21 protein-coding genes are annotated in these 21866 nt (G+C 43.7%); 10 read left to right on the top strand and 11 right to left on the bottom strand.

All coding sequences use genetic code 11. From position 1 onward, the window contains the following. From A3756_RS08330 to A3756_RS08320, 3 genes are all read right to left on the bottom strand, one after another. A partial coding sequence (locus A3756_RS08330; protein ID WP_068553316.1) for a glycosyltransferase family 1 protein occupies positions 1-1149 on the bottom strand: 1149 nt, incomplete at its 3' end. Positions 1150-1335: 186 nt separating this feature from the next. Next, entirely contained in the window at positions 1336-1764 is a 429-nt protein-coding gene (locus A3756_RS08325; RefSeq protein ID WP_068509469.1) for a tetratricopeptide repeat protein, read from the bottom strand. Positions 1765-1805: 41 nt separating this feature from the next. Beyond that, the gene (locus tag A3756_RS08320; RefSeq protein WP_068509467.1) at positions 1806-2108 is read right to left on the bottom strand and encodes a DUF6172 family protein; all 303 of its coding nucleotides are present in this window, start codon (positions 2106-2108) and stop codon (positions 1806-1808) included. Positions 2109-2466: 358 nt separating this feature from the next. Between A3756_RS08320 and A3756_RS08315 the strand changes: the two genes are divergently transcribed. Then, positions 2467-3462: a branched-chain amino acid aminotransferase gene (locus A3756_RS08315; RefSeq protein ID WP_068509465.1), complete on the top strand. Its 996-nt coding sequence runs from the start codon at positions 2467-2469 to the stop codon at positions 3460-3462. A 299-nt stretch (positions 3463-3761) separates the two neighbouring features. Here the strand turns inward: A3756_RS08315 and A3756_RS08310 are convergent, their stop codons facing one another. After that, positions 3762-5018, bottom strand: coding sequence for a DEAD/DEAH box helicase (locus A3756_RS08310; RefSeq protein WP_068509505.1), 1257 nt, complete (start codon positions 5016-5018; stop codon positions 3762-3764). A gap of 201 nt (positions 5019-5219) precedes the next feature. Here A3756_RS08310 and A3756_RS08305 point away from each other — a divergent pair, with 201 nt between their 5' ends. Both A3756_RS08305 and A3756_RS08300 read left to right on the top strand, forming a co-directional pair. Beyond that, entirely contained in the window at positions 5220-5663 is a 444-nt protein-coding gene (locus tag A3756_RS08305) for a DUF3010 family protein (RefSeq protein WP_068509463.1), read from the top strand. Positions 5664-5839: 176 nt separating this feature from the next. Beyond that, positions 5840-7450, top strand: a complete 1611-nt coding sequence (locus A3756_RS08300; protein WP_082865154.1) for an ABC-F family ATPase — start codon at positions 5840-5842, stop codon at positions 7448-7450. A gap of 17 nt (positions 7451-7467) precedes the next feature. Here the strand turns inward: A3756_RS08300 and A3756_RS08295 are convergent, their stop codons facing one another. Continuing rightward, a complete protein-coding gene (locus A3756_RS08295) occupies positions 7468-8292 on the bottom strand; it encodes a DUF2971 domain-containing protein (RefSeq protein WP_068509459.1) in 825 nt (274 codons plus the stop codon). Positions 8293-8557: 265 nt separating this feature from the next. Continuing rightward, the gene (locus A3756_RS08290) at positions 8558-9478 is read right to left on the bottom strand and encodes a Tim44 domain-containing protein (protein WP_068509456.1); all 921 of its coding nucleotides are present in this window, start codon (positions 9476-9478) and stop codon (positions 8558-8560) included. Between the two features lie 321 nt (positions 9479-9799). Here A3756_RS08290 and A3756_RS08285 point away from each other — a divergent pair, with 321 nt between their 5' ends. Continuing rightward, positions 9800-10099 (top strand): PilZ domain-containing protein, encoded by a 300-nt coding sequence (locus A3756_RS08285; protein WP_068509454.1) that lies wholly within the window; start codon positions 9800-9802, stop codon positions 10097-10099. A gap of 239 nt (positions 10100-10338) precedes the next feature. Here A3756_RS08285 and A3756_RS08280 read toward each other — a convergent pair whose 3' ends face one another. Beyond that, on the bottom strand, positions 10339-12369 hold the full coding sequence (locus tag A3756_RS08280; RefSeq protein WP_068553314.1) for a methyl-accepting chemotaxis protein: 2031 nt from the start codon (positions 12367-12369) through the stop codon (positions 10339-10341). Between the two features lie 315 nt (positions 12370-12684). Next, a complete protein-coding gene (locus tag A3756_RS29200; RefSeq protein WP_068509449.1) occupies positions 12685-12897 on the bottom strand; it encodes a LysR substrate-binding domain-containing protein in 213 nt (70 codons plus the stop codon). A 119-nt stretch (positions 12898-13016) separates the two neighbouring features. Between A3756_RS29200 and A3756_RS08270 the strand changes: the two genes are divergently transcribed. Then, a complete protein-coding gene (locus A3756_RS08270) occupies positions 13017-13739 on the top strand; it encodes a nitroreductase (RefSeq protein ID WP_068509447.1) in 723 nt (240 codons plus the stop codon). A gap of 36 nt (positions 13740-13775) precedes the next feature. Here the strand turns inward: A3756_RS08270 and A3756_RS08265 are convergent, their stop codons facing one another. Further along, positions 13776-15707 (bottom strand): beta-propeller domain-containing protein, encoded by a 1932-nt coding sequence (locus A3756_RS08265; RefSeq protein WP_068509444.1) that lies wholly within the window; start codon positions 15705-15707, stop codon positions 13776-13778. Positions 15708-15720: 13 nt separating this feature from the next. Further along, positions 15721-16572: a DUF6502 family protein gene (locus tag A3756_RS08260; protein ID WP_068509442.1), complete on the bottom strand. Its 852-nt coding sequence runs from the start codon at positions 16570-16572 to the stop codon at positions 15721-15723. A gap of 171 nt (positions 16573-16743) precedes the next feature. Here A3756_RS08260 and A3756_RS08255 point away from each other — a divergent pair, with 171 nt between their 5' ends. Beyond that, on the top strand, positions 16744-17640 hold the full coding sequence (locus A3756_RS08255) for an alpha/beta fold hydrolase (protein WP_068509440.1): 897 nt from the start codon (positions 16744-16746) through the stop codon (positions 17638-17640). Positions 17641-17724: 84 nt separating this feature from the next. On the opposite strand, the gene A3756_RS08250 is transcribed toward A3756_RS08255, so the two are convergent. Continuing rightward, positions 17725-18732: a GTP-binding protein gene (locus A3756_RS08250; RefSeq protein WP_068553312.1), complete on the bottom strand. Its 1008-nt coding sequence runs from the start codon at positions 18730-18732 to the stop codon at positions 17725-17727. 309 nt (positions 18733-19041) lie between these two features. Here A3756_RS08250 and A3756_RS08245 point away from each other — a divergent pair, with 309 nt between their 5' ends. The 4 genes from A3756_RS08245 to A3756_RS08225 all read left to right on the top strand — a co-directional run. Continuing rightward, the gene (locus A3756_RS08245; protein WP_068553310.1) at positions 19042-19698 is read left to right on the top strand and encodes a cytochrome c; all 657 of its coding nucleotides are present in this window, start codon (positions 19042-19044) and stop codon (positions 19696-19698) included. Then, positions 19695-20585, top strand: a complete 891-nt coding sequence (locus tag A3756_RS08240; RefSeq protein ID WP_231875512.1) for a cytochrome c — start codon at positions 19695-19697, stop codon at positions 20583-20585. The genes A3756_RS08245 and A3756_RS08240 overlap by 4 nt, the downstream gene beginning before the upstream one ends. A gap of 172 nt (positions 20586-20757) precedes the next feature. Continuing rightward, positions 20758-21174 (top strand): hypothetical protein, encoded by a 417-nt coding sequence (locus A3756_RS08230; RefSeq protein WP_068513906.1) that lies wholly within the window; start codon positions 20758-20760, stop codon positions 21172-21174. Positions 21175-21304: 130 nt separating this feature from the next. Next, on the top strand, positions 21305-21866 hold a 562-nt coding region (locus tag A3756_RS08225; protein WP_231875511.1), incomplete at its 3' end, for a HupE/UreJ family protein.

Here is a 21866-nt window from a genome sequence, read left to right as displayed (position 1 = left end):
ATCTCCTAGCCTTAAGGGTGGCTTTTCGAGTAACTTTTTGACGAACTGATTGACGATATTGTTCCAGGTAATTGTTTGTGCCAATTGATAGGCATTTTCACGAATTTTTTCCAGCTCGGAAGAGCTTTCGATTGCTTCCAGAGTCAATTGAATGAAGGCTTCGTCATTGTCTAAATTTGCGATATATGCCGAATTGCCATGGCTTAAGTGTTCCTTCGCAGCGGCGTCATTAAATGCAACGATACCCAGCCTGCTTGCCATTGCTTCAGTCACAACATTACCAAAGGTGTCGGTTTTGCTTGGAAATAGAAAAAGGTCTGCTGAGGCATAATACTTGGCTAGCTCTTCACCCGTTTTCATTCCAACGAAACGGATGCCAGGGTGTTCACTTTCCAAGGTTTTTCTTAAGGGGCCATCACCAACGACGACGAAAACACAGTCCGGATGAGTGGCGGTGACGTTCTCATAGGCCTTGATAGCCAAGGCAATATTTTTTTCTCCTGCAACTCGGCCGACATAGAGGCAAACGACTTGCCCATCTGTCACATGCCATCTTTCACGAAGGCGAGAACAGCGTTTACTTGGTGTAAACCGCGAAGAATCGATTCCGCGACTGAGCACACTGACATTTTCAAACCCTTTTCGACTTAGCCATTCCTGCTGTTTTTTCGTAGGCACGATCGTTCCACGTGTCTGGTTGTGAAAATACCTCAGGAAGCCAAATATTAAAGGTTCGAGAAACCCTAGGCCGTAGTACTTACTGTAGGACTGGAAATTAGTATGGAAGCCGCTAAGTATAGGAATATTCAGTTTCTTAGCTGCACGAACAGCTGAAAGACCAAGGGGGCCTTCGGTCGCGACATAAATGGCAGAAGGTGGAGATTTCTTCCATAGACTTACTAGCTTCCTTTTACAAGGTAGGCCAAACTTGAGCTCCTTGTATCTCGGTATAGGAAGTCCGGCAACTGTATAGGTCTCGCATTGATCACTTTCCACTGAGGCATCATCAGGATTCTGCTTGGGTCTGATGATTTGAGTGTAGATACCCTTATTTTGAAGTCCTTCAACCCAGTACTTCAAGGTATTGGCAACGCCATTTACTTCAGGGTAGTAGGTTTCAGTAACAATGCTCACCTTGATTTTTGTCATATCAATACATACTTGGATTTGTACAATTTATGTACAAACTATTCATGTTTGAAGTGACAGTTTGGTGACAAAAGGATGATGGTTTGATGACTTAGGGGCTTTGCCAGAACAGTAGAGTTCTGGGTGTCGCCACAAAAGTACTTATTGAAACTATCTTAAGGGCGAATAAAGTGTGCCCGGTTATGCTTATTCCATCGGGCTTGCTAAGGAATCAAGTAATTCGTTGATCTCTCGTTTAAGTGAGTCATCTTCAATTTTATTGGCGCTAACTTTAGCGTTTTGCAGGTTTTTGATTGCTTCCTCAGTCTGGCCGAGCTCGACCTGCAAGGTCGCCATTGAGTATGCCACTGAAGACATATGGTCTTTTGAATTAATATCGACAGACTTCTTTAGGGCCTTTTCATAAATGGCTATCGCATCGCTTAAGTCTTCTGAAAAGTCAGCTAATGTTTCCCATTGAACAGGGTGATCCTTATCTGTATCTTCATTATCTAGACAGATCGCCTTGAGTTCAGAGTAGAGCGAATCAAAGGTTTCTTGGTCATCTTTTTTCGCTGCTGCCATTAGCTTTTCTGCAAGCCCGTGGACGGCTTTATATATCTTGGTGTTCATCATTTCTTTTTACCTTTGAGTCACGCTGCCTTAGGGTTTACTGTCTAATATTCCTGTTGAATCGAATTGCCATCAGGTGAAACGGCTTTAGCAGTGATTTCCACGTAGATAGTCATAATGTTATTCGCAACCAGTTCATCGATATGGCTCATCAAAGAGGGCAGCTGAATTTCCACAGCCGCTTCTTCTGATTGACCAAACTTACAATCAAAACCCCAATATTTAGTGCCAGAAGGTAGAGGCTTCTTACGTTCCTTTTTGAGAAACTTTCTGATGTCATGTTTTACTGAGTCGACAACGCGAGGCACTTTGATTTTTGGGTGAGCTAATTGATAAGTTTTTTTCATCGGAAGTCCTGCTTGGGTGAGCGCCGTTTGCGCTAGAGAGTTTAAACTGTGGGCAGTGTAATGTTTATGCCGACATTCTACCATGACTTTGACATTTAGCTTGGATTCCTGGGTGTGTGGCCTCCAGCTTAGGGCATACTCATCTTGTTGGGTGGGTAGAGCTTTTTTGAATGGCCATACTTGCAACTTTATTGATATATCGTCATTGATTGGCGATCTAGGTAGTTTATACTAGGCAGAATTTTATGAATTGAGTGCAGTCTGCTGAAAAATATCGCTGCGATAAGCAATTCACACCGAGCAAAATTGATTCCGGAAGCTTATTTCAAGGCTTCCATTTACAGACTTAGGAATAGTAATGGCCGCATTTGGAACCGTTTTCATGCCTAAAATGGCACTGGCAAGCTACGAAAACAATTCTTGGACCTCTTCAAGTATCATTTCATCCGATAAACTGGAATTACACCCGGGTGCCCATGTCTTGCATTATTCCAGTACATGCTTTGAAGGCTTGAAAGCATTTAAGCATAAAGATGGCAGCATTAATATTTTTCGTATGGATGCCAATGTTCAGCGTATGGCCCAGAGTACAGATTTATTATTCCTACCCGAAATTAACAAAGAACAATTAGGCGATATGATTAAAGAAATCGTCGGACTTTATGTAGAAGACGTACCTGAAGCGCCAGGTTCTATGTATATTCGTCCGACTCATATCGGCACGGAACCAAGCATTGGAAAAGCCGCGGTCTCTTCTGCGACGTCGCTTCTATATGTTTTGTTATCACCCGTAGGTGATTACTTTTCTGGTGGCGTTAAGCCCTTAAGGCTATTGCTAGAAGAAGACGGTATGCGTTGTGCTCCTCATATGGGAATGATTAAGAGTGGTGGTAACTATGCCAGTGCATTAGGCCCAATTGCTCGTGCACGCAACACTAACAATGCTGATCAAGTGCTTTTCTGCCCGAATGGTGATGTACAGGAAACCGGTGCAGCAAACTTCATTCTGATTGATGGAAACGAGATCATAACTAAGGCCTTGGATAGTTCTTTCTTACACGGCATTACTCGTGACTCAATATTAACGATTGCCCGCGATATGGGAATGACCGTGAGCGAACGTGATTTCACGGTAAGTGAATTGATTGAACGCGCACAAAAGCCAGGTACCGAAGCCGCGCTTTCTGGTACTGCCGCAGTATTAACGCCTGTTGGCACCTTAATTCATAATGATGAAGAAATTACAGTAGGTTCTGGTGAGGCAGGTGAAACCACCTTAAAACTTCGCCAGGCACTAAATGATATTCAATGGGGTAAGGCAGAAGATAAGTTTGGCTGGTTGCAGAAAGTCTAAGCCTTGATCATTGCGATGTAATATCGCATTGCGAAAAAGACGCGTATTGAACTGTTTCCTGTGTAGGGGATAAGTTGGTACGCGTTTTTTATATCATCCCACAGATGGGATAAACCTTTTCTCCCCATTTGGCCTCTTTTTAGCACTTCTAACTTGACTTGTGACCAGTGGTCACGGTTAAATAACTACCAGTTACTTATCTTATTTAGGCAAGGCCTTTCCTAATAAGCTGTGTTAGAACATCAAAGCGACTAGCGGTTTATCTCAACGCTAGGTTTTGACACAGCTCCTTTTTCCTCTTACTTTCGTTTCTTACCGTACGCTCTATCTTTTCGACGTTTCTTCTGAGCGGTGCGGGAATTCTTTTTCGATGTTTTAACTTCTTTTGTTAAATCAGGTTCATAGCCGGGTAACCACTGTTGCGGCAAACGTTCATCAAGCACGGCTTCAATTTCTTCTAGTAAATACTCTTCACCTAAGCTTAACAACGATATTGCCAGGCCTTCTTGGCCAGCTCTGCCGGTGCGCCCTATGCGATGAATATAATCCTCCGCAACGTAAGGTAGTTCGTAATTGATGACATACTTGAGCTGGTCAATATCCAGCCCTCGAGCAGCGACATCCGTTGCAACTAAGGCGCGTAGTTTGTTTTGCTTGAAGTCTTCCAGTGCACGCTCACGAGCGCCTTGAGACTTGTCACCATGAATAGCTGCCGTCTTGAGCCCATCCTTGATCATTTCTTTGGAGAGCTCGTCAGCGGCTTGCTTGGTGCGTGTAAAGATGAGTACCTGCTGCCAATTTTTAGAGCCAATTAAGTAAGACGTTAATTCGCGCTTGCGATCCTTGTCGACGGTGTAGACCATTTGTTCAACTTTCTTAGCGGCGGTATTGCGAGCATCGACTTCAATGAGCTTGGGGTCTTTTAATAATTTTTTGCTCAGATCGAAAATAGCCTGATCGAAGGTTGCAGAGAATAGCAGGGTTTGCCGCTGTTTAGGCATGCCCCTCAAAATACGATTTATATCATTAATGAAACCCATGTCTAGCATACGGTCTGCTTCATCAAATACTAGGAACTCAATGTGATTTAAGTCGATACACTCCTTCATGAGCAAGTCGAGTAAACGTCCAGGTGTAGCCACCACAATACTCACCCCCTTTTTGATAGCTTGTATTTGTGGGTTCAAGCTAACGCCGCCATAGGCGATAGCTGACTGAATATTTGTGTTGTGGCTGTAAGTATTTATGCTATTGAATACTTGTAGTGCTAATTCTCGTGTAGGTGTTAATACTAAGGCTTTGGGTGACTGGCAGGAGCTTTCTTCAATGTTGTCATTAATTGGCTTAAGGGTGTTTTGAGCATCAATAAGTTTTTGAATAATGGGAAGGGCAAAGGCTGCGGTTTTGCCCGTACCGGTTTGTGCCCCAGCCATCACATCGTGGCCGGCGAGAACTTCAGGAATAGCTGCTTGTTGGATAGGCGTTGCGTCAAGGTAGCCGAGCTCAAGCAGATGAGTCAATAATTGAGGGGAAAGACCTAGGGTTTGAAAGCTCATGGATATCTCGATTATTGATAGTGGGAAAATGGCGTGCAGTGTAGCGGCTTTATCTTGAACTTGATATATGACACCGCTAGGCTGTTTAATTCCGGGCTTTACTTGATCTGTCATGAAATCTATACGCCAACAGCTATTGATCATTTCATTAGCGTGCAGATTTACCTACAATGCAGCCATTCCTAATATTGAGATTTAGTTATGAAAGTATGTGGTGTTGAATTAAAGGGTAGTGATGCGATTATTTGTCTCTTGTCCATGGATGATGAGATATTCGATATCCCTGACTGTCGCGTAAGAAAAGTGACGCTAGAGAAGAGCCATAGTCTAAAGTACTTTCAGGCTACGTTTGCCAAACTGATGACAGACTATCAAATAGATACCGTAATTATTCGAGAGAGACCGACAAAAGGTAAGTTTGCCGGTGGTGCGATTGGTTTCAAAATGGAGGCTGCAATTGAACTGATTGATGGAGTCGATGTTCGCTTGATAACCCCAGTTGATATCAAAGCAGCTGTTAAGAAAAACCCTATCCCGGTACCTTTTGAAGAAACAGGCCTGAAAGTGATGCAAGAAGCCGCATTTACTACAGCTTATGCCTACCTTATGCGTAGACATTATGGTGTGGATGCAGAACAGGAGTAACGGCCAGGCTTACTTCGACAGTCTTGTATGTTTTATAGTCAATTTGTCTCGACTTTCTAGCCCCAAGTCTTTATAGTTCGCGCCCCTTTGTGCTTAAGCTTCTGTCACTCTTTGCTAAAACCGATTGAAAGACATTCAAGCTGAGCCTCTCACCTTCAAATACCTAGGACGCTCTCTTGATTTCTACCGCTAATATCACCATGCAGTTTGGTGCTGAACCTTTGTTCGAGAACATTTCAGCTAAATTTGGTAACGGTAATCGCTATGGTTTAATCGGGGCTAATGGTTGCGGTAAATCAACCTTTATGAAAATCCTGAGTGGTGAGTTAACACCAACGTCCGGTAACGTTTCTATAACACCAGGTGAAAAGGTCGGTGTACTAAGCCAGGATCAGTTTGCCTTCGAAGAGTACAGCGTTGTCGATGCAGTGATCATGGGTGATGTTGAGCTGTGGAAAGTGAAACAAGAGCGTGATCGTATCTACAGCCTACCTGAAATGTCTGAAGAAGATGGCATGAAGGTCGCTGAATTGGAAACGCAATTTGCGGAGATGGACGGCTACAGTGCGGAGAGTCGAGCCGGGGAAATATTACTATCAGCGGGTATTGCTGAAGAATTCCACTTTGGTTTGATGGCACAAGTTGCACCAGGTTGGAAGTTAAGAGTGTTATTAGCTCAGGCTTTGTTCGCGAACCCTGATATTTTGCTTTTGGACGAACCGACCAACAACCTGGACATTCATACCATTGAGTGGCTCGGTACGGTTTTGAATGAGCGAAAATGTACGATGATTATCATCTCGCACGATCGCCATTTCTTGAATTCTGTGTGCACGCATATGGCGGATATCGATTATGGCGAGTTACGTATTTACCCGGGCAACTATGAAGCCTTTACGGCAGCCTCAACACTAATACGTGAGCAACTATTTGCCGAGAATGCTAAAAAGAGTGCCGAAATTGATGAGCTTCAAGCCTTTGTTAACCGCTTTTCAGCCAATGCGTCGAAAGCTAAACAAGCCAGCTCTCGTGCTAAAAAGCTAGATAAGATAACGCTAGATGAAGTCAAATCGTCTAGCCGTTTAACACCTTCCATTAGTTTCAAGCAAGATAAGAAATTGCATCGCCAAGCCTTGGTGCTGGAAGACTTAGGTCATGGCTTTGACGGTGAGACACTCTTCTCGGGTGGTGACCTGATTCTAGAAGCGGGCGCAAAGCTTGCGGTGATTGGTGAGAACGGGGTGGGGAAGTCAACTTTCTTACGTTGTTTGATGAATGAGATTCAAGCCAATACGGGTGAAGTAAAGTGGGCTGAAAATGCCGTATTAGGCTACTGCCCGCAGGACAGCACGAAAGATTTCGACAGTGACCTAAACCTCTTTGACTGGATGTCTCAGTGGCGTACTGCAAAGCATAACGATTTAATGGTTCGCGGTATGTTAGGTCGAATGCTCTTTACCGAAGATGACGTTAACAAGAAAGCCAAAGTCTGCTCAGGTGGTGAGAAAAACCGCTTGTTGTTTGGCAAGTTAATGATGCAGGACCTAAATATTCTGATTATGGATGAGCCGACCAACCACATGGATATGGAAGCCATTGAAGCTCTGAACGAAGCGCTTAAAAACTTTGATGGCACTTTGATTTTTGTTAGCCACGACCGAGAGTTTGTCTCATCACTGGCAACACGCGTCATCGAAATTAAAGACCAGGGCTTGATAGATTTTCAAGGCACTTACGAAGAGTATATGGCTAACCAGGAAGCAGCTGAGCAAGTTAAGGTCGCTTAGTTCAAGTTGACTTTATCTCAATCAATGGCTGTGCGATGGAGTATATATTGGCCGGGGTCCAGCCGGCACTCCATAAGCTCAGCATGTCGGTAGCGTAAGTCAGTGCTCAAGAGGTTAACGAGCGCTTTTTTTAGTTCCGCTGTCATATTTGCCCCGCAGGTGACGGACTTGATCACCGTATTGGGGATTTTATGAAGGTGAATACTGAGTTCATCGACGTTTATGAGCTTGTCACTCACTGATGCCGGCCGTAATAAGCGCCACTCTTGCTCATGAGAAAAGTGTTCACTACGGTGAAATAGTGAAATGAAAGGATGTGAGTCTTTCAGCTTTAACGGACGCTCTGCACTATACTTCACTGGCTGAAACATTTGAGGGGCATCTCGGTATTGAGGGGCGGTAAAAAACTCATGAGTTTGGTCTAGTTCGATGACCATACCTCGGTGATTAGCCGCTTGATACTGCCAGAGTAGCGAGTTATCTGCTCTTTCAGATAAGCATAGCAGTGTTAGATTTTTCTGTTGTTTAGCCGACACTGTACTCACTTGCGGTACAGAACGTTGTCTTATTTGTGCTTCAATACTGGCTCGTTTGCTTTGGGATTGTTCTTCAAAATACTCAAAGCTCATCAGGCTTGATAAAGACTCTGGTAGCGCCGCGAATTGAGCTTTCAATTCAACTCTGAACTCTTCATCTGAAACAGCGATTGACCCATCAGGCTGATGATTAAGGGCTTCATTGCTAACGAATGGGTCCATCAATGATGAGGCTTCTAAGAAAGGTAGCTTCCCTTCTCGCAACCACGTTAAGCCTTTCTCGCTGCAGTATAAAAACAGGCTCACTTTCTACCTTTATAAGCGTATTATATTTAATGAAAAACCAAAGGGTCAGTTTAAAGTTTCAAGCACTAAAGCAAAGCAGAATAGCATAATCGTCGGGATGAAAATAACTGTAAGTTGTTTCCATCGTGGCCATTTATCAGCCTTTATAAACGCCACCAGGCATGAAATTAAAAATACGATCAGCACTAAAATTCTAAACATAAAGATCCTATGGCAGTTGTATGTAAGCTGCTTTTATGGTCAGGAAGTTGTTAGAAACTATAGCTTAGTTTTCGATTCCTACGATTAACCAAGGCGCATTGTTATCGCGGGTGTCTCTGGTTAAGTGCCAAAGATCTGTAATATCCTCTTCAACTCCTTCGGTTTCATCACTATAGCGCCCACTAAACTGAATGCTTAGCTCTGCCAAGCCTGCTGATTGGTCAGCTCTGACGATCTGGGCATCAATAAACAGCACATTCGTGTGCTGTTCACCTTCAAGCGCTGCACGTTCTTCTTTTAAATGGGAAAACAACTCTGAGCTAACGTACTCCTCAATTTTACTTAGATCATTCTCATTCCAGGCTAGCTGGATGGTACGGTAATGCTCACGAGCGCCGGCCAAAAAATTGTTGATATCAAAGTCTGCAGGCAGGTTATAAGGTACATCATTATACGAACCAAACCCTGAAGTTTGCTCTTCATTAAAGGTAGCATCGTTGTTCTGGTTAGCTGTTGGCTGATTGCCGGAAGATGACTGAGGAAACTGACCCGCCAAGAACTTGCTTGGTTGGGCGTCTGTTTGGCTCTCTTGTCTGAATTGATTTGTAGAATAAGCTGGTTGAGGCTCCATGGAGGCTGCTTTAGCTTGCATCATACCTTTAAATAAGCGAATCAGAATAAAGGCCACCAAAGCGAGCAGAATTATATCCATGATTTGAATGCCTTCAAATGCTCCACCCATTAAAGCTGCAATTAAGCCACCAGCGAGAAGGCCACCCATTAAACCTTTCGCCATACCGCCCTTGGCCGGCGCTTTCTGTTTTGCAGCTCCTGAATTATTTGGCGCAGCTTTTTTAGCAGGAGAAGGCTTGGTTTGAAATAGCTTTCCAAACGACTTTCCGCCGCCGAACTTTTTGGCATCGACGTGCGTGGCGTTTAAAGCTAGTGCAAACAGCACAGGTAGCATGAGCCAGAATTTTTTCATGTGTGATAATACTCTTTTAGGATGGTGATACGTTTCAGGCTAAGTATCCTAATGTCATTACCAGTAATGTCAATGAGAAGAGAAATAAAGGGGGAGAGGCACTTTACTCAGACGCCAATTCCCACTCGGATGATCATTGCCGTTTTTTTGACCAATTATTAGTGCCTTGCTTTATTCAAATTCTAGAAGTGTGCCGCAAGGTGTTGATGGTAAGAAGTATCTGTTTTTACGGTACGACCTTTGATTAATATTTAGTGTTGGTTCAAGAGTCTGACTTTTAGGCCTTGAGCAGTCCTGCATCCAGTTGTTGAGGAATTATCTATGATCAATGTTAGAAATTATGATGAGAAACGTGACCATATCCGTATGAAGCTAGACACGCCTATCCAGGTAAAACTGGATACTGGAAACTATATTGAGGGCACTTGCCTCGATCTTAGTGTAAATGGCATGCAAGTTGAACTTGATAGGGCGATTAACGCAGGTGAATGTATTGAGGCCTGTATCCGCTCAGAGATGGGAATAGTGCCCGACTTGGTTAGCAAGGCGACGGTTGTACGAACAACCCAGATCGAATCGGGTCGATATCTACACGGCGTACAAATACAAAGCATGCAGTAGTCAAAAAGCGACGGAGGGATCTAATTTTAACCAATGTAAGCGGTTTGGTTTATAGTCCCTCTGAAATTTATGAGATCTACTTGTCTCGACTTAGGTGAGTAGTAAACCTAATCTCTGCTGTGTCTTTGCGTTTCCTATATAGACCTAGTTAATCGATTCGTATACATAGAACGATTAAAAAAATATGATACAGCAGTGACTATCAGTTTCCTTTTTATTGAGCAATTGAATAAGCTTGCTCAGACCTTAAAGCGGTTAACTAAGTCGGACAAATCCTGATTTAGTTGGTTTGCTTGTTGGCAGCTTGCAGAAGTTTGTTCCATGCCCTCGCTGGTCGTGGTGGCGACTTCAACAACCGTTTGAACATTCTTCTCCATTTCTTCACACACGCATGACTGTTCTTCTGAAGCGCTTGCTACTAGTTGGTTAATCTCATTTATAACTGAAATCGAAGAAGCAATTTGGTTAAGTGATCGTTGTACTTGTTCACTTTGACGAACGGTACTTTGACTTTGTTCATTACTTCGTGTCATGACTTCGACGGCTCTCTGTGATCCACTTTTGAGTCGATCAATCATTTCTTGTATTTCTTCTGTGCTTTGTTGAGTGCGTCCTGCCAAGCCTCTAACTTCATCAGCAACAACAGCAAATCCTCTACCGTGCTCACCTGCTCGCGCAGCTTCGATTGCGGCATTGAGAGCAAGGAGGTTTGTTTGTTCCGCGATTCCAACGATCACGTTGAGGACGTTTACAATTTGATTGACCTCATCTTCAAGTGTTGAGATGACGCCTGTGGCATCCTCAATTTCAGCTGATAAACTGCCGATAGTCGAGATTGCTTCGGTGACAATTTGTTCGGCTTCTTCACTGACAATTTTCGCTTCGGTCGCACTTCTCGCCGCATTTTCGGTATTTTGAGCAATTTCTCGACCACTTGAGGACATCTGATTGATGGCTGTAGCGATTAGGTCTGTTTGACGTCTTTGTTCGTCTACACTCTCATTTGTTCGTTGAGCAACGTTGTCCATTTCCGTGATCTCTGCCGACATTGTTACAGAACGACTAGATACCTGGCTAATAATGTTATGGATGTTATCAAGGAAGCTGTCAAAGTGATTTCCTAGGGTGCCGAGTTCATCCTTTGACTCCATGTTGAGACGCAGTGTGAGGTCTCCTTCTCCTTGTGCTATGTCTTCAATTCGCGTGCTAATTTCGTTTAAGGGGCTGAGGATTGAGCGCAGTAGAAGTAAAGAGAAGATAATCACAACCACGACGCCGCCAATTGCAGTCATCGTCATAACGCTTAGTGTCGCCTGTTGAATTTGATTAATGACATCGACTTCATTTTCAACTACTCGATCTCCGCTTTCTTCAAATTTACCCAACTGCACCAGGAGTTGGTCAGCAATTGTGATGTATTTGATATGAGTTGTTTGATATGCGTGAGTTGCTGCAAACAGCTTTTTTGTTAGTTCTTCATGTTTGTCTAAGTGTTTTGTGTAGGCCTCTTCATAACTAAGGTTTTGCCATTTGCTTCCTGCATTTAATTTGAATGCACCAGTACTGAACATTTCCTTTGCTGCTTCTTTTTGGAATGCGAGCGCTTCGTTCAGATTGTATTGTGCGGCACTATGCTCTTCGCTCTTTGCGATAAAACGAGCCATATGGTAGAGACCAGAGAGTAAGCCGATACTAGACTCCATTGCGCCATCGGCAGCCAACCACATATTATTTAGGCCAGTATCCCATGTGACTAATTGAGAGGGGGACTTTTCTAGTTGTTCGACCGTTGAATCTCCGATTGCTTCTATTTCGCTACTTAGTTTGACGAATTTTTCTGCATTTTCATCATATTGATATTTTAAGAAGGCAAAGTCTTTATACTCTTTTAGCACTTCTTCGAGCAGCTTTTTATACTGACTTTTGTTTAAGGAAAAATTTTCGATTTGAGTGGCGTCCATGAGCCCTGCATCGCGGAGCTGATCTATCGCTTCATCGGTGCTTTGTTGGGCTTCCTTGATTGACTCTAGCCCTTTATCGTAATGATAACCTTGAAAGATTTTCTCTACTGCAAGCATTTGAGCTTCCAGACCAATTTCTGCCTCCATCGCTCCATCAGCGCTGTCCCATGCTGGACCCACGATAAATGATAGGTTATCTGATAGCTTACTAATACCATTAAAACCGATCAGTCCAACCAAAAGGATAACGAGTGTGGATAGGGCAAATCCAGATATTACTTTTAGACGTATTGTTGCATCGCGAAACATATTGAAGGCCGTTTGATTGAAGGAATGGCTTGTTCTTTTTGTATTCAGTATAGACAGGGTTAGAGATGTGGCAATGAAAGGTATTTTGGCAGCGATATCTCATGGTGACTGTTGATAAGTGAATGAGGTCAAACTCGGCTGATTTGCTCATCTTGCTGTTTTGAGTAGTTTGGAATTCGAAGCTTTTTTCTCGAACCGGTATTCGACATTGCGGCGTCAACCTTTTAATCGAATCTGGCCAAGCTGACACTCACCTTGAGTATTAAGACGCATCGACAAATTGATCTAACATAAAATCTATAAAAACGCGTAACTTTAAAGGCATAAACTCAGTTGAGGGGAACAGTAAAAAAACTTCATGGGGGTATTCTTTTGTCCTGAGAACAGTTCGACGAGTCTCCCGGCTTTAATGTCCTCTTCGATAAGATAACTGGGGAGCATAGAGATTCCCATACCTGCCTTGACCGCCTGATAAACCGATAATACGTCATTTACGACGAGCTTCTTCTGCGTGTCATTAACGTGCATTTCTGGGAGAAGTTGCAGATAACGCAATAGTATCTTTCATTATAGGTTATATATAAACCAATAGCCCGTGCTTATACTTGCATACACACCTTCGAAATATTGGTACATGAGGACGAATTATGAAACTTTCTGAAGCCTTGAAGACGCGCCGTAGCATTCGTCAATTCACACCTGTAAGTATTCCGGATGATGTCTTGGAGCGCGTTATCAGCAAAGCATTGCTATCACCCAGTGGAGGTAACTCTCAACCTTATCGAATTGCAATTGCTAGCGGTAGCACAAAAAATAAGATAGCTGACGAATTATCTAGCAAGTTCGCCAAAGCTAGCCGGATTAAGCGCCTTCCGTTACCAAGCAAAATTTGGCAGGGGTTAACAAGTGGTGTTTTGCCCGACGGCGATTATAACCCCGACGTCAGTTACCCTGATGAGCTTAAGAAACGCAAGTTTGATTGTGGCATGGGGCTATACGAAACACTGGGCATTGAAAGAAGTGACTACGAGGCACGTGAGGCGCAAATGCAAAAGAATTTTGAGTTTTTTGGTGCGCCCACTGCAATTTTTATATTTATCAATGACAAACTTGGTCTTTATAGTGCTTTGGACGCCGGTATCTTTATGCAATCACTCATGCTCGCTGCCGTAGAAGAAGGGTTGGGGTCCTGTCCTCAAGCCGCTATTGCCACTTGGGCAAGTCCGATCAAAAAGCATTTCGATATAGAAGAAGACTATAAACTGCTATGCGGTCTTTCGATCGGTTACCCTGCCGAGCATAAAGTGAACACTTATCAACCGGCAAAACGTAGCGTCGAAAATGTAATGTTTGCACCTACATCTAAGTAAGCTTGACGCTTCGACAAGCTTAAAAAAGGGTTTCATTCAGTCAGCGGGGTTAGCCAGGTCATCCCACAATTCTGTGATCAAGTATCCTCTATGAGAGTAGTGAACGTGAGTGCCAGTGAGAACCCCTCGGTCGTAGGATGAATAGTAATAACTACCTGACTGCCCGGTGCCGAGTTCGCTACCGACTATGCTTCCGGCTTGATTTAGACTAGCACCCTCAGGGTGTTCAGTATCTCTGACCTCAAAAAGATAGTAGGCGTCTTTTTGCCACTGCCAGTCCTCTAATATGCTCGCTGAAAAACCTAGACGCCATGAGTGTTCATCGTTGCCGGGTAAGATACTTAAGGCCGTATGAGTGTATTCGGCAGGAGAATATGATGTGTCGCCTTCAAGCAGTACTTCATTCACTAATAGCGGGTTGCTCATATCGCTCACGTCAAACAGTGCGAGTTTGATATTATTTGTTGCGACGCCACCTTCCGAGCCGCGGCCTAGGCCAAAGACAAGTGTATCGCCGAAGGGGTGAAGGTAGTTTGAAAAGCCGGGCAGTTCTAATTCACCTGCGACGCGAGGAGAGTCGTGATTAGATAGGTCAAGTACATAAAATGGGTCGATTTGTCTAAAGGTCACGATATAAGCTTTGTCACCGTCAAATCGAACACTGTAGATTGACTCTCCTGGTTTTCCGATAGCTTCCGGAGCCGATTCATTAGGGATTGTTGCATTCAGGTTCAGCTCTGTATCATCAATATTGATGGTATGTAGCCGATGTATATTTCTCTCTGTGCTGGAATGGTCAGTGGTCACGACTCGCAGATGATCCTGATACTCGCTAAGTCTGAACTGTTCATTCCAGCCTACTTGGCCGCTTAGGGCTACGCTTCCAGCAAACTCTAGACCATTGTCCGAATAGTCTAGCTTGTAGACCGTACTGCTATAAGATGAATCATTTGCGTTTTCGTAACTGTATTCATTTTCTACCATATACACGGCGTTCAATGATGCGTAGATTGTGGCAATGGGGGCGGCGATGCAGCTGGATTTTATATCTGAAAGCGCCATATCATGTGAAGCGCCAAGGTCGATTTTAGTAACGATAGCCAGGGTAGGTTGTGTTGAATCTTCTGGCTCGTTAGGAATATGGCAATCATTTTCACCTAGTAAAATCTTTGTTTGGCCATTTAAGGTGACGCTTGGGAGTAGGTCTTCTAATGTGGCCTTGCTGATTAATGACTCGTTACGGCTAATATCATCTTCTTCATAGGGATAGATTACATAGTCGTCGAGGTAGGCACTGTATTGGCTAATGATATAGAGCTTTGAGCCGATTTTTCGGCTGCTGACATACTGACCCTCTATCTGTATAGATGTGGTTTTGTCTATGGTGGATTCAGGTGTTTCCACGTCATACATATCAATACTGATACGGCTATCACTCCAGTGCCAGAAGTAGTCGCTATAGACTTGAGCGTATTCGTTAGCGATTGAAATAAGTTTTTTGTTTTCGAGTGTTTCTTCCAGATACAAGCCCTGTAAGTAATGACGTGAAGTAGAGAGGGTAATGGTATTGAGCGCTTCGTGTTTACCTGTCTGTTCCGATAATTCAAATATATTGATGTCGGAACCTCCATTGTAGCTGTATATCAGGTTTCCGTCGGTCTTAAGCCAGTCGAGTTCATCGACTCCTGTTTCTTGAGTATTAGTTCGGGAGTAGCTATCGCTTGACTCGTCAGAAGAGGCATCTGCACTTCCATCGCTTTCGAGTACGGGGGCATCGAGGCAAATATCGCAATAGCTAGGGTTCTGGTTATTCGAAGCAATTCCGTGCTTTAAGTAGCTTTCCAGAGGGCCGCCCGTTCCGGTAATTCCGCCATCATTCTCGGACTCACTACAGCCAACGAAAACAGATGACAGTAAGCTCAAGGTGAGAAGAAACAAACTTGGCTTAAGTTTATGTTGAATGTCCATTGCAGTTGGTCCTTTAAACTTGGCTCGATTTATTGTTGAGCTCTTCGAAATAATAAATTCCAACTCCCGCTCTGTACTGATTGGAAGCGTGTTTTTGTTCGGCTAATGGCATGTCGTGCTGTGCAAGCCACTTATTCAGCTTGAGCAACAATTTTTCATTTTCTTTTTTGCTGTATTGTTTAAATTCTTGAATAGAGTCACTTGATAGGTGCAAGTAAGCAACAGATCGTTGGAAGCGAGGTTCGTCTGAATCTGGATTTAAATTGTTGCTTAGTGTGGATATTAAATCGTGTGCTGATTGTGCGGCGACTTCAATCTGATCAAGGCTTTCGGGTATCGGGATATAGCCGGATTGGTTTAGCCGTAGGTGTTCATTTTCAAGTTTCTCCACTGCACCTAAACGGGTAAGTTCTTCAAGTAAGGTCGTTGTATGAATATCGCCACTATATTCTTTGACTAAAGACTCAAAACTTGGTGTGTCAGCGTTACTCGAGCTAAAAGGGAGGTCTAGCGGTGCGTTTTGATCGCGGCTATAAGCCGGCTCCCTAAGCCATGCGTTAATGACTCTCTCTGCCCGGTTGGCAGGTGTGGTTGTGGTGGGAATCTTGCTTTCATCAAGTTCTTTACGAATTCGTGCAACCTCTTTTCGATGAAGTCCGCTTAAAATCGAAATTCTAGAGGTGCTCTGGGGCTTTCCATCGACAGTGAACTCTTCTTCTGCAACGGCCACATAGGCATGTTTTACCCATTCGGCAAAGTCAGAGAAACCGACTCCTGACCTCAGGAGTATGCGCACCAAAGGTTTCATCATAAAGATGACACATTGGCTTAAGGTGTTTTTGTAGCTTAACGTTTCTTTGTTCATATTGGGAATATATTCCCAATATGAACAAATATCAAGTGAAACTCGCTAAGGCAAACTGGTCATTGCCACCGAATTGTATTGCCCGAACTGACACAAAACCTTCACATCGTATCTCCGATCGGCATCTAAACTTAAACCCATTGTTATTGTTTTTTCCTCCGTGCTGTCACCATGCCTAAAGCTGTATGTAACGATGTAAGTATTGAATACGAGACCTTCGGAAACCCTAAAAGGCCTGCCGTACTTCTGATTATGGGTTTAGGTGCCCAGATGATTGTTTGGCCTGACCGGTTCTGTCATCTGCTTGCTGAAGAAGGTTATTACGTTATCCGATTTGATAATCGAGATATTGGCCTTTCTACCAAGTTTGATCACTATGCAGCTCCTCGTGTGTTGAAACAGGTATTGGCAAACTGGTTTGGCTTGAAGATAGACGCACCCTACGATCTATATCATATGGCCCACGACGCGGTCTGTCTGCTTGACCACCTAAAGTGTAAACAGGCCCATATTGTCGGAGCTTCAATGGGTGGCATGATCGCTCAAATCATTGCTGGTATTTATCATGATCGTATTATTAGCTTAACCTCGATCATGTCTACGGCAGATAGTCGTGGTTTAGTGATGCCTTGGAATATGAAGCTGGGGCTTCATTTGCTTAAGTCGAGCCAGGCTGCCGAAGAAGAACAGCTAGACCTGAAAATGGAAACCGTCCGTTTGATTAGCAGCAGGACTCACCCGCCAAAGCAAGAAGAGTTAGAATCTCGACTCCGGAAAGCTCTGGCGCGCGATGCTGAAAAGTACGGTACAAAAAGACAGCTTTCTGCGATTGTAGCGACTAAGAAAACCAAAAAGATTACACAGCGAGTCAATGTCCCCACTTTGATTATTCATGGTGCCGAAGATCGGCTCATTCCTATCAAGTTCGGAAGAAAAAATGCTGAACTGATTGAAGGTGCTGAATTCCGCGAGATAGAAGGGATGGCGCATGACTTTCCAAGACCCCTTGTTGGCTATCTGGCTTTTGTGGTTAGCAAGCACTTAGGAAAATCCTCTGATAGCGAATAGCTTGGCTAATGAATCGAATCACGCCGATGCGACCTTAAGGGATCAAAGTACTTTAAATTATCTAAAAGAGCGTTTTCGAAAAGACTAGTTGAGCTCTGACATGCAAGCCATCAGTTCAGTTTCGATATCAGCAGATAAGCCCTTGCCAATAATTTCAATCCGGCTTTCCAGGCATTCATCCAGTGCTACCTCGGTTAAGGCATCTGTTGTTAGGTTATAGCCGAATACTCCCTCGTCAGTGATAAACACGGCTTTCATTCGTTCAGCATTGACTCCACTCAAGAAGTTGAAAAGTGCAGCATGGCTAAAGGTCTTATCTGGCGAAAAGCGCCAGCCGATACTTTCGTAGCCCTCTCCCTTATTTGTTGCTTTTAAAAAGCCTGTTTCCGGTATAGGCGAGTCCATGAGTAATCTAGGTGCGTCAGATTCATGATGGTGATGTTTGGCTGTTACCACTGATGATGTCGGCCCATTCAAAAGTGCGATGTCGATATTTCCATAACTTGTTAGTACAACAGGAGGGGCTTTATCCATTGTTTTCTTAATATATTGGGTGAGTTGTGCTTCATCTCCGTCTTGGTAAAGGTCACTTTTGTTGCCAATGATCATATCAGCAATCAATATCTGTTGATTGAAGGTATCATGCTGGGTGTAGCGCTCATCGCTTAGCTTTCGTGCATCGACCAATGTGAGGGTCTTTTGTAGGGAGAGTACTTGTTGATAGTGTTCTGCCGACAGTACTTCTAAGACTTCTATTGGGTGGCCTAGCCCAGTTGGCTCGATCAGCAAGCGGTCGGGCTTGGCACGTGAAAGTAACTGGTTTAAAGCAATTTGCATCGGTAAGCCCGATGCACAGCACATACAGCCGCCTGGCACCTCTTTAATAAATACGCCTTGTTCTTGAGAGCTCTGGCCTTGAAACAAACTGCCGTCTACACCAATTTCGCCAAATTCATTGACGAGTACCGCCCATCGTTCGTTATCGGGTTTTTGTTTGAGTAAGTTCAGAATCGCAGAAGTTTTTCCGACACCGAGGAAGCCAGTGATGATATTGGTGGGTACTGCCGAGACCGTTTTTGCGTCGATGGTCATACTAGGTTTTTGCCTTATATAAGTTTCGGACTGTGGTCAGGGCCAGCAAGCCGGGTAATGATCGGTAGAATATATTCGAGAGTATAAACATAATCGTGCTGACGCACACGATTGTCTGTCTGACACCTTATGTATAAATAGACCTCAACATATGCAATTCTTATGTTTACTATAGTGAGAAACGACCCGCTAGTTTGGTTTTGCTTCACCTGAAGGCATTTTCGTAGTTAACTAGAGAGATTAAATTAAGTGATTTATAGGCGTAAACTTCAACTAACGCTTGGTGGAAAATTGATTAGGTACGAGTTCATGAACAGAAATGCAGTGATTATAATTTTGGCTATTTTTTCCATTTCAGCTGTCGCTTATGGCCATGGCGGGGCGACCGGTATTATTAAAGAGCGTATGGATTTAATGGATAATCTAAAAGGCGCTATGAAAGAGCTAAAACCGATTATGCGAGGGCAAAAAGAATACGACGCTGAAACTGTAAAGAGGAATGCGCTTCTGATCCGAGATCATTCTGGCGAGCATATGACAAAGCTTTTTCCCGATGGCAGTTTAAATATGCCTAGCGAGGCGACTGCTGAAATATGGAATGAGTGGGAGAATTTTCAGCGCTTAGCACGCAATCTAGAACGCTTAGGGCAGGCCTTGCACGATGGAGCTGCCAACAATCAGAATGTGGAACCAGAAAATGGTATGGGGAATACCATGATGGGTAATTCAAATCATATGTCCGGCCATAGCATGATGGGAGAATCGGGCCCTATGAATGGTCGCATGGGGGAGCAAATGAGAGGCCAGGGAATGATGGGTGCCCAAGGTCAAGCAGCAATGGGAGCGCAACGGGGGCTAGACAACATGAGTGATGAACACCTTGCTTCCAAACCGAGCGCTGGCTTGTTTCGTATGATTGGGCAGAGCTGTGCTTCGTGCCATAAAAAATACCGCATCGAGAAATGACAGGAATGCCTCGCCGCTACTACAGCTTTTGCTTGCTTCTATTGCTTTTAGGGGGGGCGCTTCTATATTGGCTTTGGATGCCCCTGTCTCCAAGTTTTAGTTCAAAAGATATTAATGGAAATACAGCTCGGGGCGCTTACTTGGCGCGAATATCAGGATGTATTGCTTGCCATACTGATATCGACTCCGGCGGTAAATTCTTATCAGGAGGAAAACCTTTAACCACGCCTTTCGGTGATTTTCGTGCGCCAAACCTAACTTCAGACCCGAAACATGGTATTGGGGCGTGGACATTTCAACAATTTTCGACAGCACTAAGAGAAGGTATTTCACCTGAAGGAAAGCCGTATTATCCGGCTTTTCCATACACGTTTTACGAGAAGTTTTCTGATCAAGATGTAGCCGATTTATGGGTAGCGTTTCAAACCGTACCGCCAGTCGCTGAACCAGACCCCGAGCAGTCTATAATGTTTCCATTCAATTTTCGTGAAGGTTTAAAGCTATGGCGAGCCATGTTTTTTAGCCCATCTGCTTCAGTGGCGAATTCAGCGTCAGTCGATCAGCTCAATCGAGGAAAATTCCTGGTTGAGGTAGCCGCACACTGCGGCGCTTGCCATACACCAAGGAATCTTTTTGGCGCTTTGAACAGTCAAGAGACTTTTGCTGGTGGTTATGATGCTAACAACAATAAGGTTCCTGCTATCACGGCGGCTAATCTAAAGGAAAATGGCTGGACTGAGGATGATCTTGCCTACGCCTTACAGACCGGAATCAAACATGATGGCGATGTGTTTGGCGGCAGTATGAGTGAGGTAGTAGAGCATAGCACCGGATACATGAGCTGGAACGACTTAAAGGCTGTCGCACAATATTTATTAACACCTTAGAAGCCTTTGGTGCCTGATAGTACGGAAGACTTCTCCTTGAGGCTGACCCTCTCTTTTGGTATGAATATTATCTCTTACTACGTTTATTTTTAAATATTCCTTCATGAATAATTGATAGTATCGAAATGAATCCGTCATTATAATCCATTGATCCCAAATATCTGGCTCGTTCATGCGCACTATTTTGACAAGCAAAATCTGGCAACTTTTCTTAGCGATTGCATTTCTGACAATGCAGTCTGCTTCGGCGCATATTCATTTGGCATCCAACCATAATCATGACGGGGCGGGCCATTCTCACGCACAAGTAGCACATTCGCACAATGTTGCGTCTCATCATGCTGATGCTTTTGATCAAAATAGTCACACGAACCAGGTCGTCGAGCTAAGCCAAGACTGGATCGTTAAATATGTAAAGTGGCTCAATGACCTAGAGCCTCAAGCAGTCTTAGTCACTAGTTTTTCGTGCGATGAACAGAAAAACGTCACTCAGTTCTATTTTGACAAGTCCTTTGCATATCGCAGCTTCCATTTTCGCTCTAATGTTAAGGCTAGAGCACCGCCAAAATTATTTCCCTCTCTCGTTTAAAACATAAAATTTTACTAGCGTAAGCTAGAACTTATTATTGAGGTAAATAATGTTATCCGTATTTAAAAAATGCCGATGGCCCATCGCCGTTGGTTTCTATTTTATCTGTAGCGTCGTTTTCGGGCATGGCATGTCCGAAGCAGATAAGGCAAAAGCCTTAGAAGCAACTAACTGGGATTTTATTGAGTTAGGCGCAAGCCACATGGTCACCGGTTATGACCATTTACTCTTTCTTTTTGGGGTTGTTTTCTTTCTGACTCGATTTAATGACATTGTTAAGTTTGTCACTGCTTTTACAATTGGTCATTCGATCACGCTGCTTTTTGCAACGCTTTATCAGATCCAAGCAAATTACTATCTTATAGATGCAGTCATTGCGTTGACCGTCATATACAAAGGTTTTGATAATCTGGGTGGGTTTAAGAAGTATTTAAACATCGCTTCTCCGAATCTGCTTTTGATGGTCTTCGTTTTTGGTTTGATTCATGGCTTTGGTCTTTCAACCCGCCTACAAATGCTCCCGTTATCTGAAGAAGGGTTAGTGCTTAAAATTCTTTCGTTCAACTTAGGTGTCGAACTCGGTCAAATTGCCGCATTGACTGTCATGCTTGGTTTATTGGCTATTTGGCGCAAAACCAAGTCATTTAAAAACTTCAGTAATGCAGCGAATGTTTTTCTAATATCGCTTGGTG

The organism is Oleiphilus sp. HI0086 (genome assembly GCF_001635225.1).
The sequence above is the reverse complement of the archived record's forward strand: the minus strand, read 5'-3'. Positions and strand labels throughout refer to the sequence as shown.

Coding starts and splice junctions, on each gene's coding strand:
- A3756_RS08260 (WP_068509442.1), bottom strand. CDS start 16,572: ATGAACAAAGAAACGTTAAGCTACAAAAACACCTTAAGCCAATGTGTC.
- A3756_RS08240 (WP_231875512.1), top strand. CDS start 19,695: ATGACAGGAATGCCTCGCCGCTACTACAGCTTTTGCTTGCTTCTATTG.
- A3756_RS08255 (WP_068509440.1), top strand. CDS start 16,744: ATGCCTAAAGCTGTATGTAACGATGTAAGTATTGAATACGAGACCTTC.
- A3756_RS29200 (WP_068509449.1), bottom strand. CDS start 12,897: ATGCACGTTAATGACACGCAGAAGAAGCTCGTCGTAAATGACGTATTA.
- A3756_RS08245 (WP_068553310.1), top strand. CDS start 19,042: ATGAACAGAAATGCAGTGATTATAATTTTGGCTATTTTTTCCATTTCA.
- A3756_RS08280 (WP_068553314.1), bottom strand. CDS start 12,369: ATGTTTCGCGATGCAACAATACGTCTAAAAGTAATATCTGGATTTGCC.
- A3756_RS08290 (WP_068509456.1), bottom strand. CDS start 9,478: ATGAAAAAATTCTGGCTCATGCTACCTGTGCTGTTTGCACTAGCTTTA.
- A3756_RS08250 (WP_068553312.1), bottom strand. CDS start 18,732: ATGACCATCGACGCAAAAACGGTCTCGGCAGTACCCACCAATATCATC.
- A3756_RS08270 (WP_068509447.1), top strand. CDS start 13,017: ATGAAACTTTCTGAAGCCTTGAAGACGCGCCGTAGCATTCGTCAATTC.
- A3756_RS08285 (WP_068509454.1), top strand. CDS start 9,800: ATGATCAATGTTAGAAATTATGATGAGAAACGTGACCATATCCGTATG.
- A3756_RS08230 (WP_068513906.1), top strand. CDS start 20,758: ATGCGCACTATTTTGACAAGCAAAATCTGGCAACTTTTCTTAGCGATT.
- A3756_RS08265 (WP_068509444.1), bottom strand. CDS start 15,707: ATGGACATTCAACATAAACTTAAGCCAAGTTTGTTTCTTCTCACCTTG.
- A3756_RS08320 (WP_068509467.1), bottom strand. CDS start 2,108: ATGAAAAAAACTTATCAATTAGCTCACCCAAAAATCAAAGTGCCTCGC.
- A3756_RS08325 (WP_068509469.1), bottom strand. CDS start 1,764: ATGATGAACACCAAGATATATAAAGCCGTCCACGGGCTTGCAGAAAAG.
- A3756_RS08305 (WP_068509463.1), top strand. CDS start 5,220: ATGAAAGTATGTGGTGTTGAATTAAAGGGTAGTGATGCGATTATTTGT.
- A3756_RS08315 (WP_068509465.1), top strand. CDS start 2,467: ATGGCCGCATTTGGAACCGTTTTCATGCCTAAAATGGCACTGGCAAGC.
- A3756_RS08310 (WP_068509505.1), bottom strand. CDS start 5,018: ATGAGCTTTCAAACCCTAGGTCTTTCCCCTCAATTATTGACTCATCTG.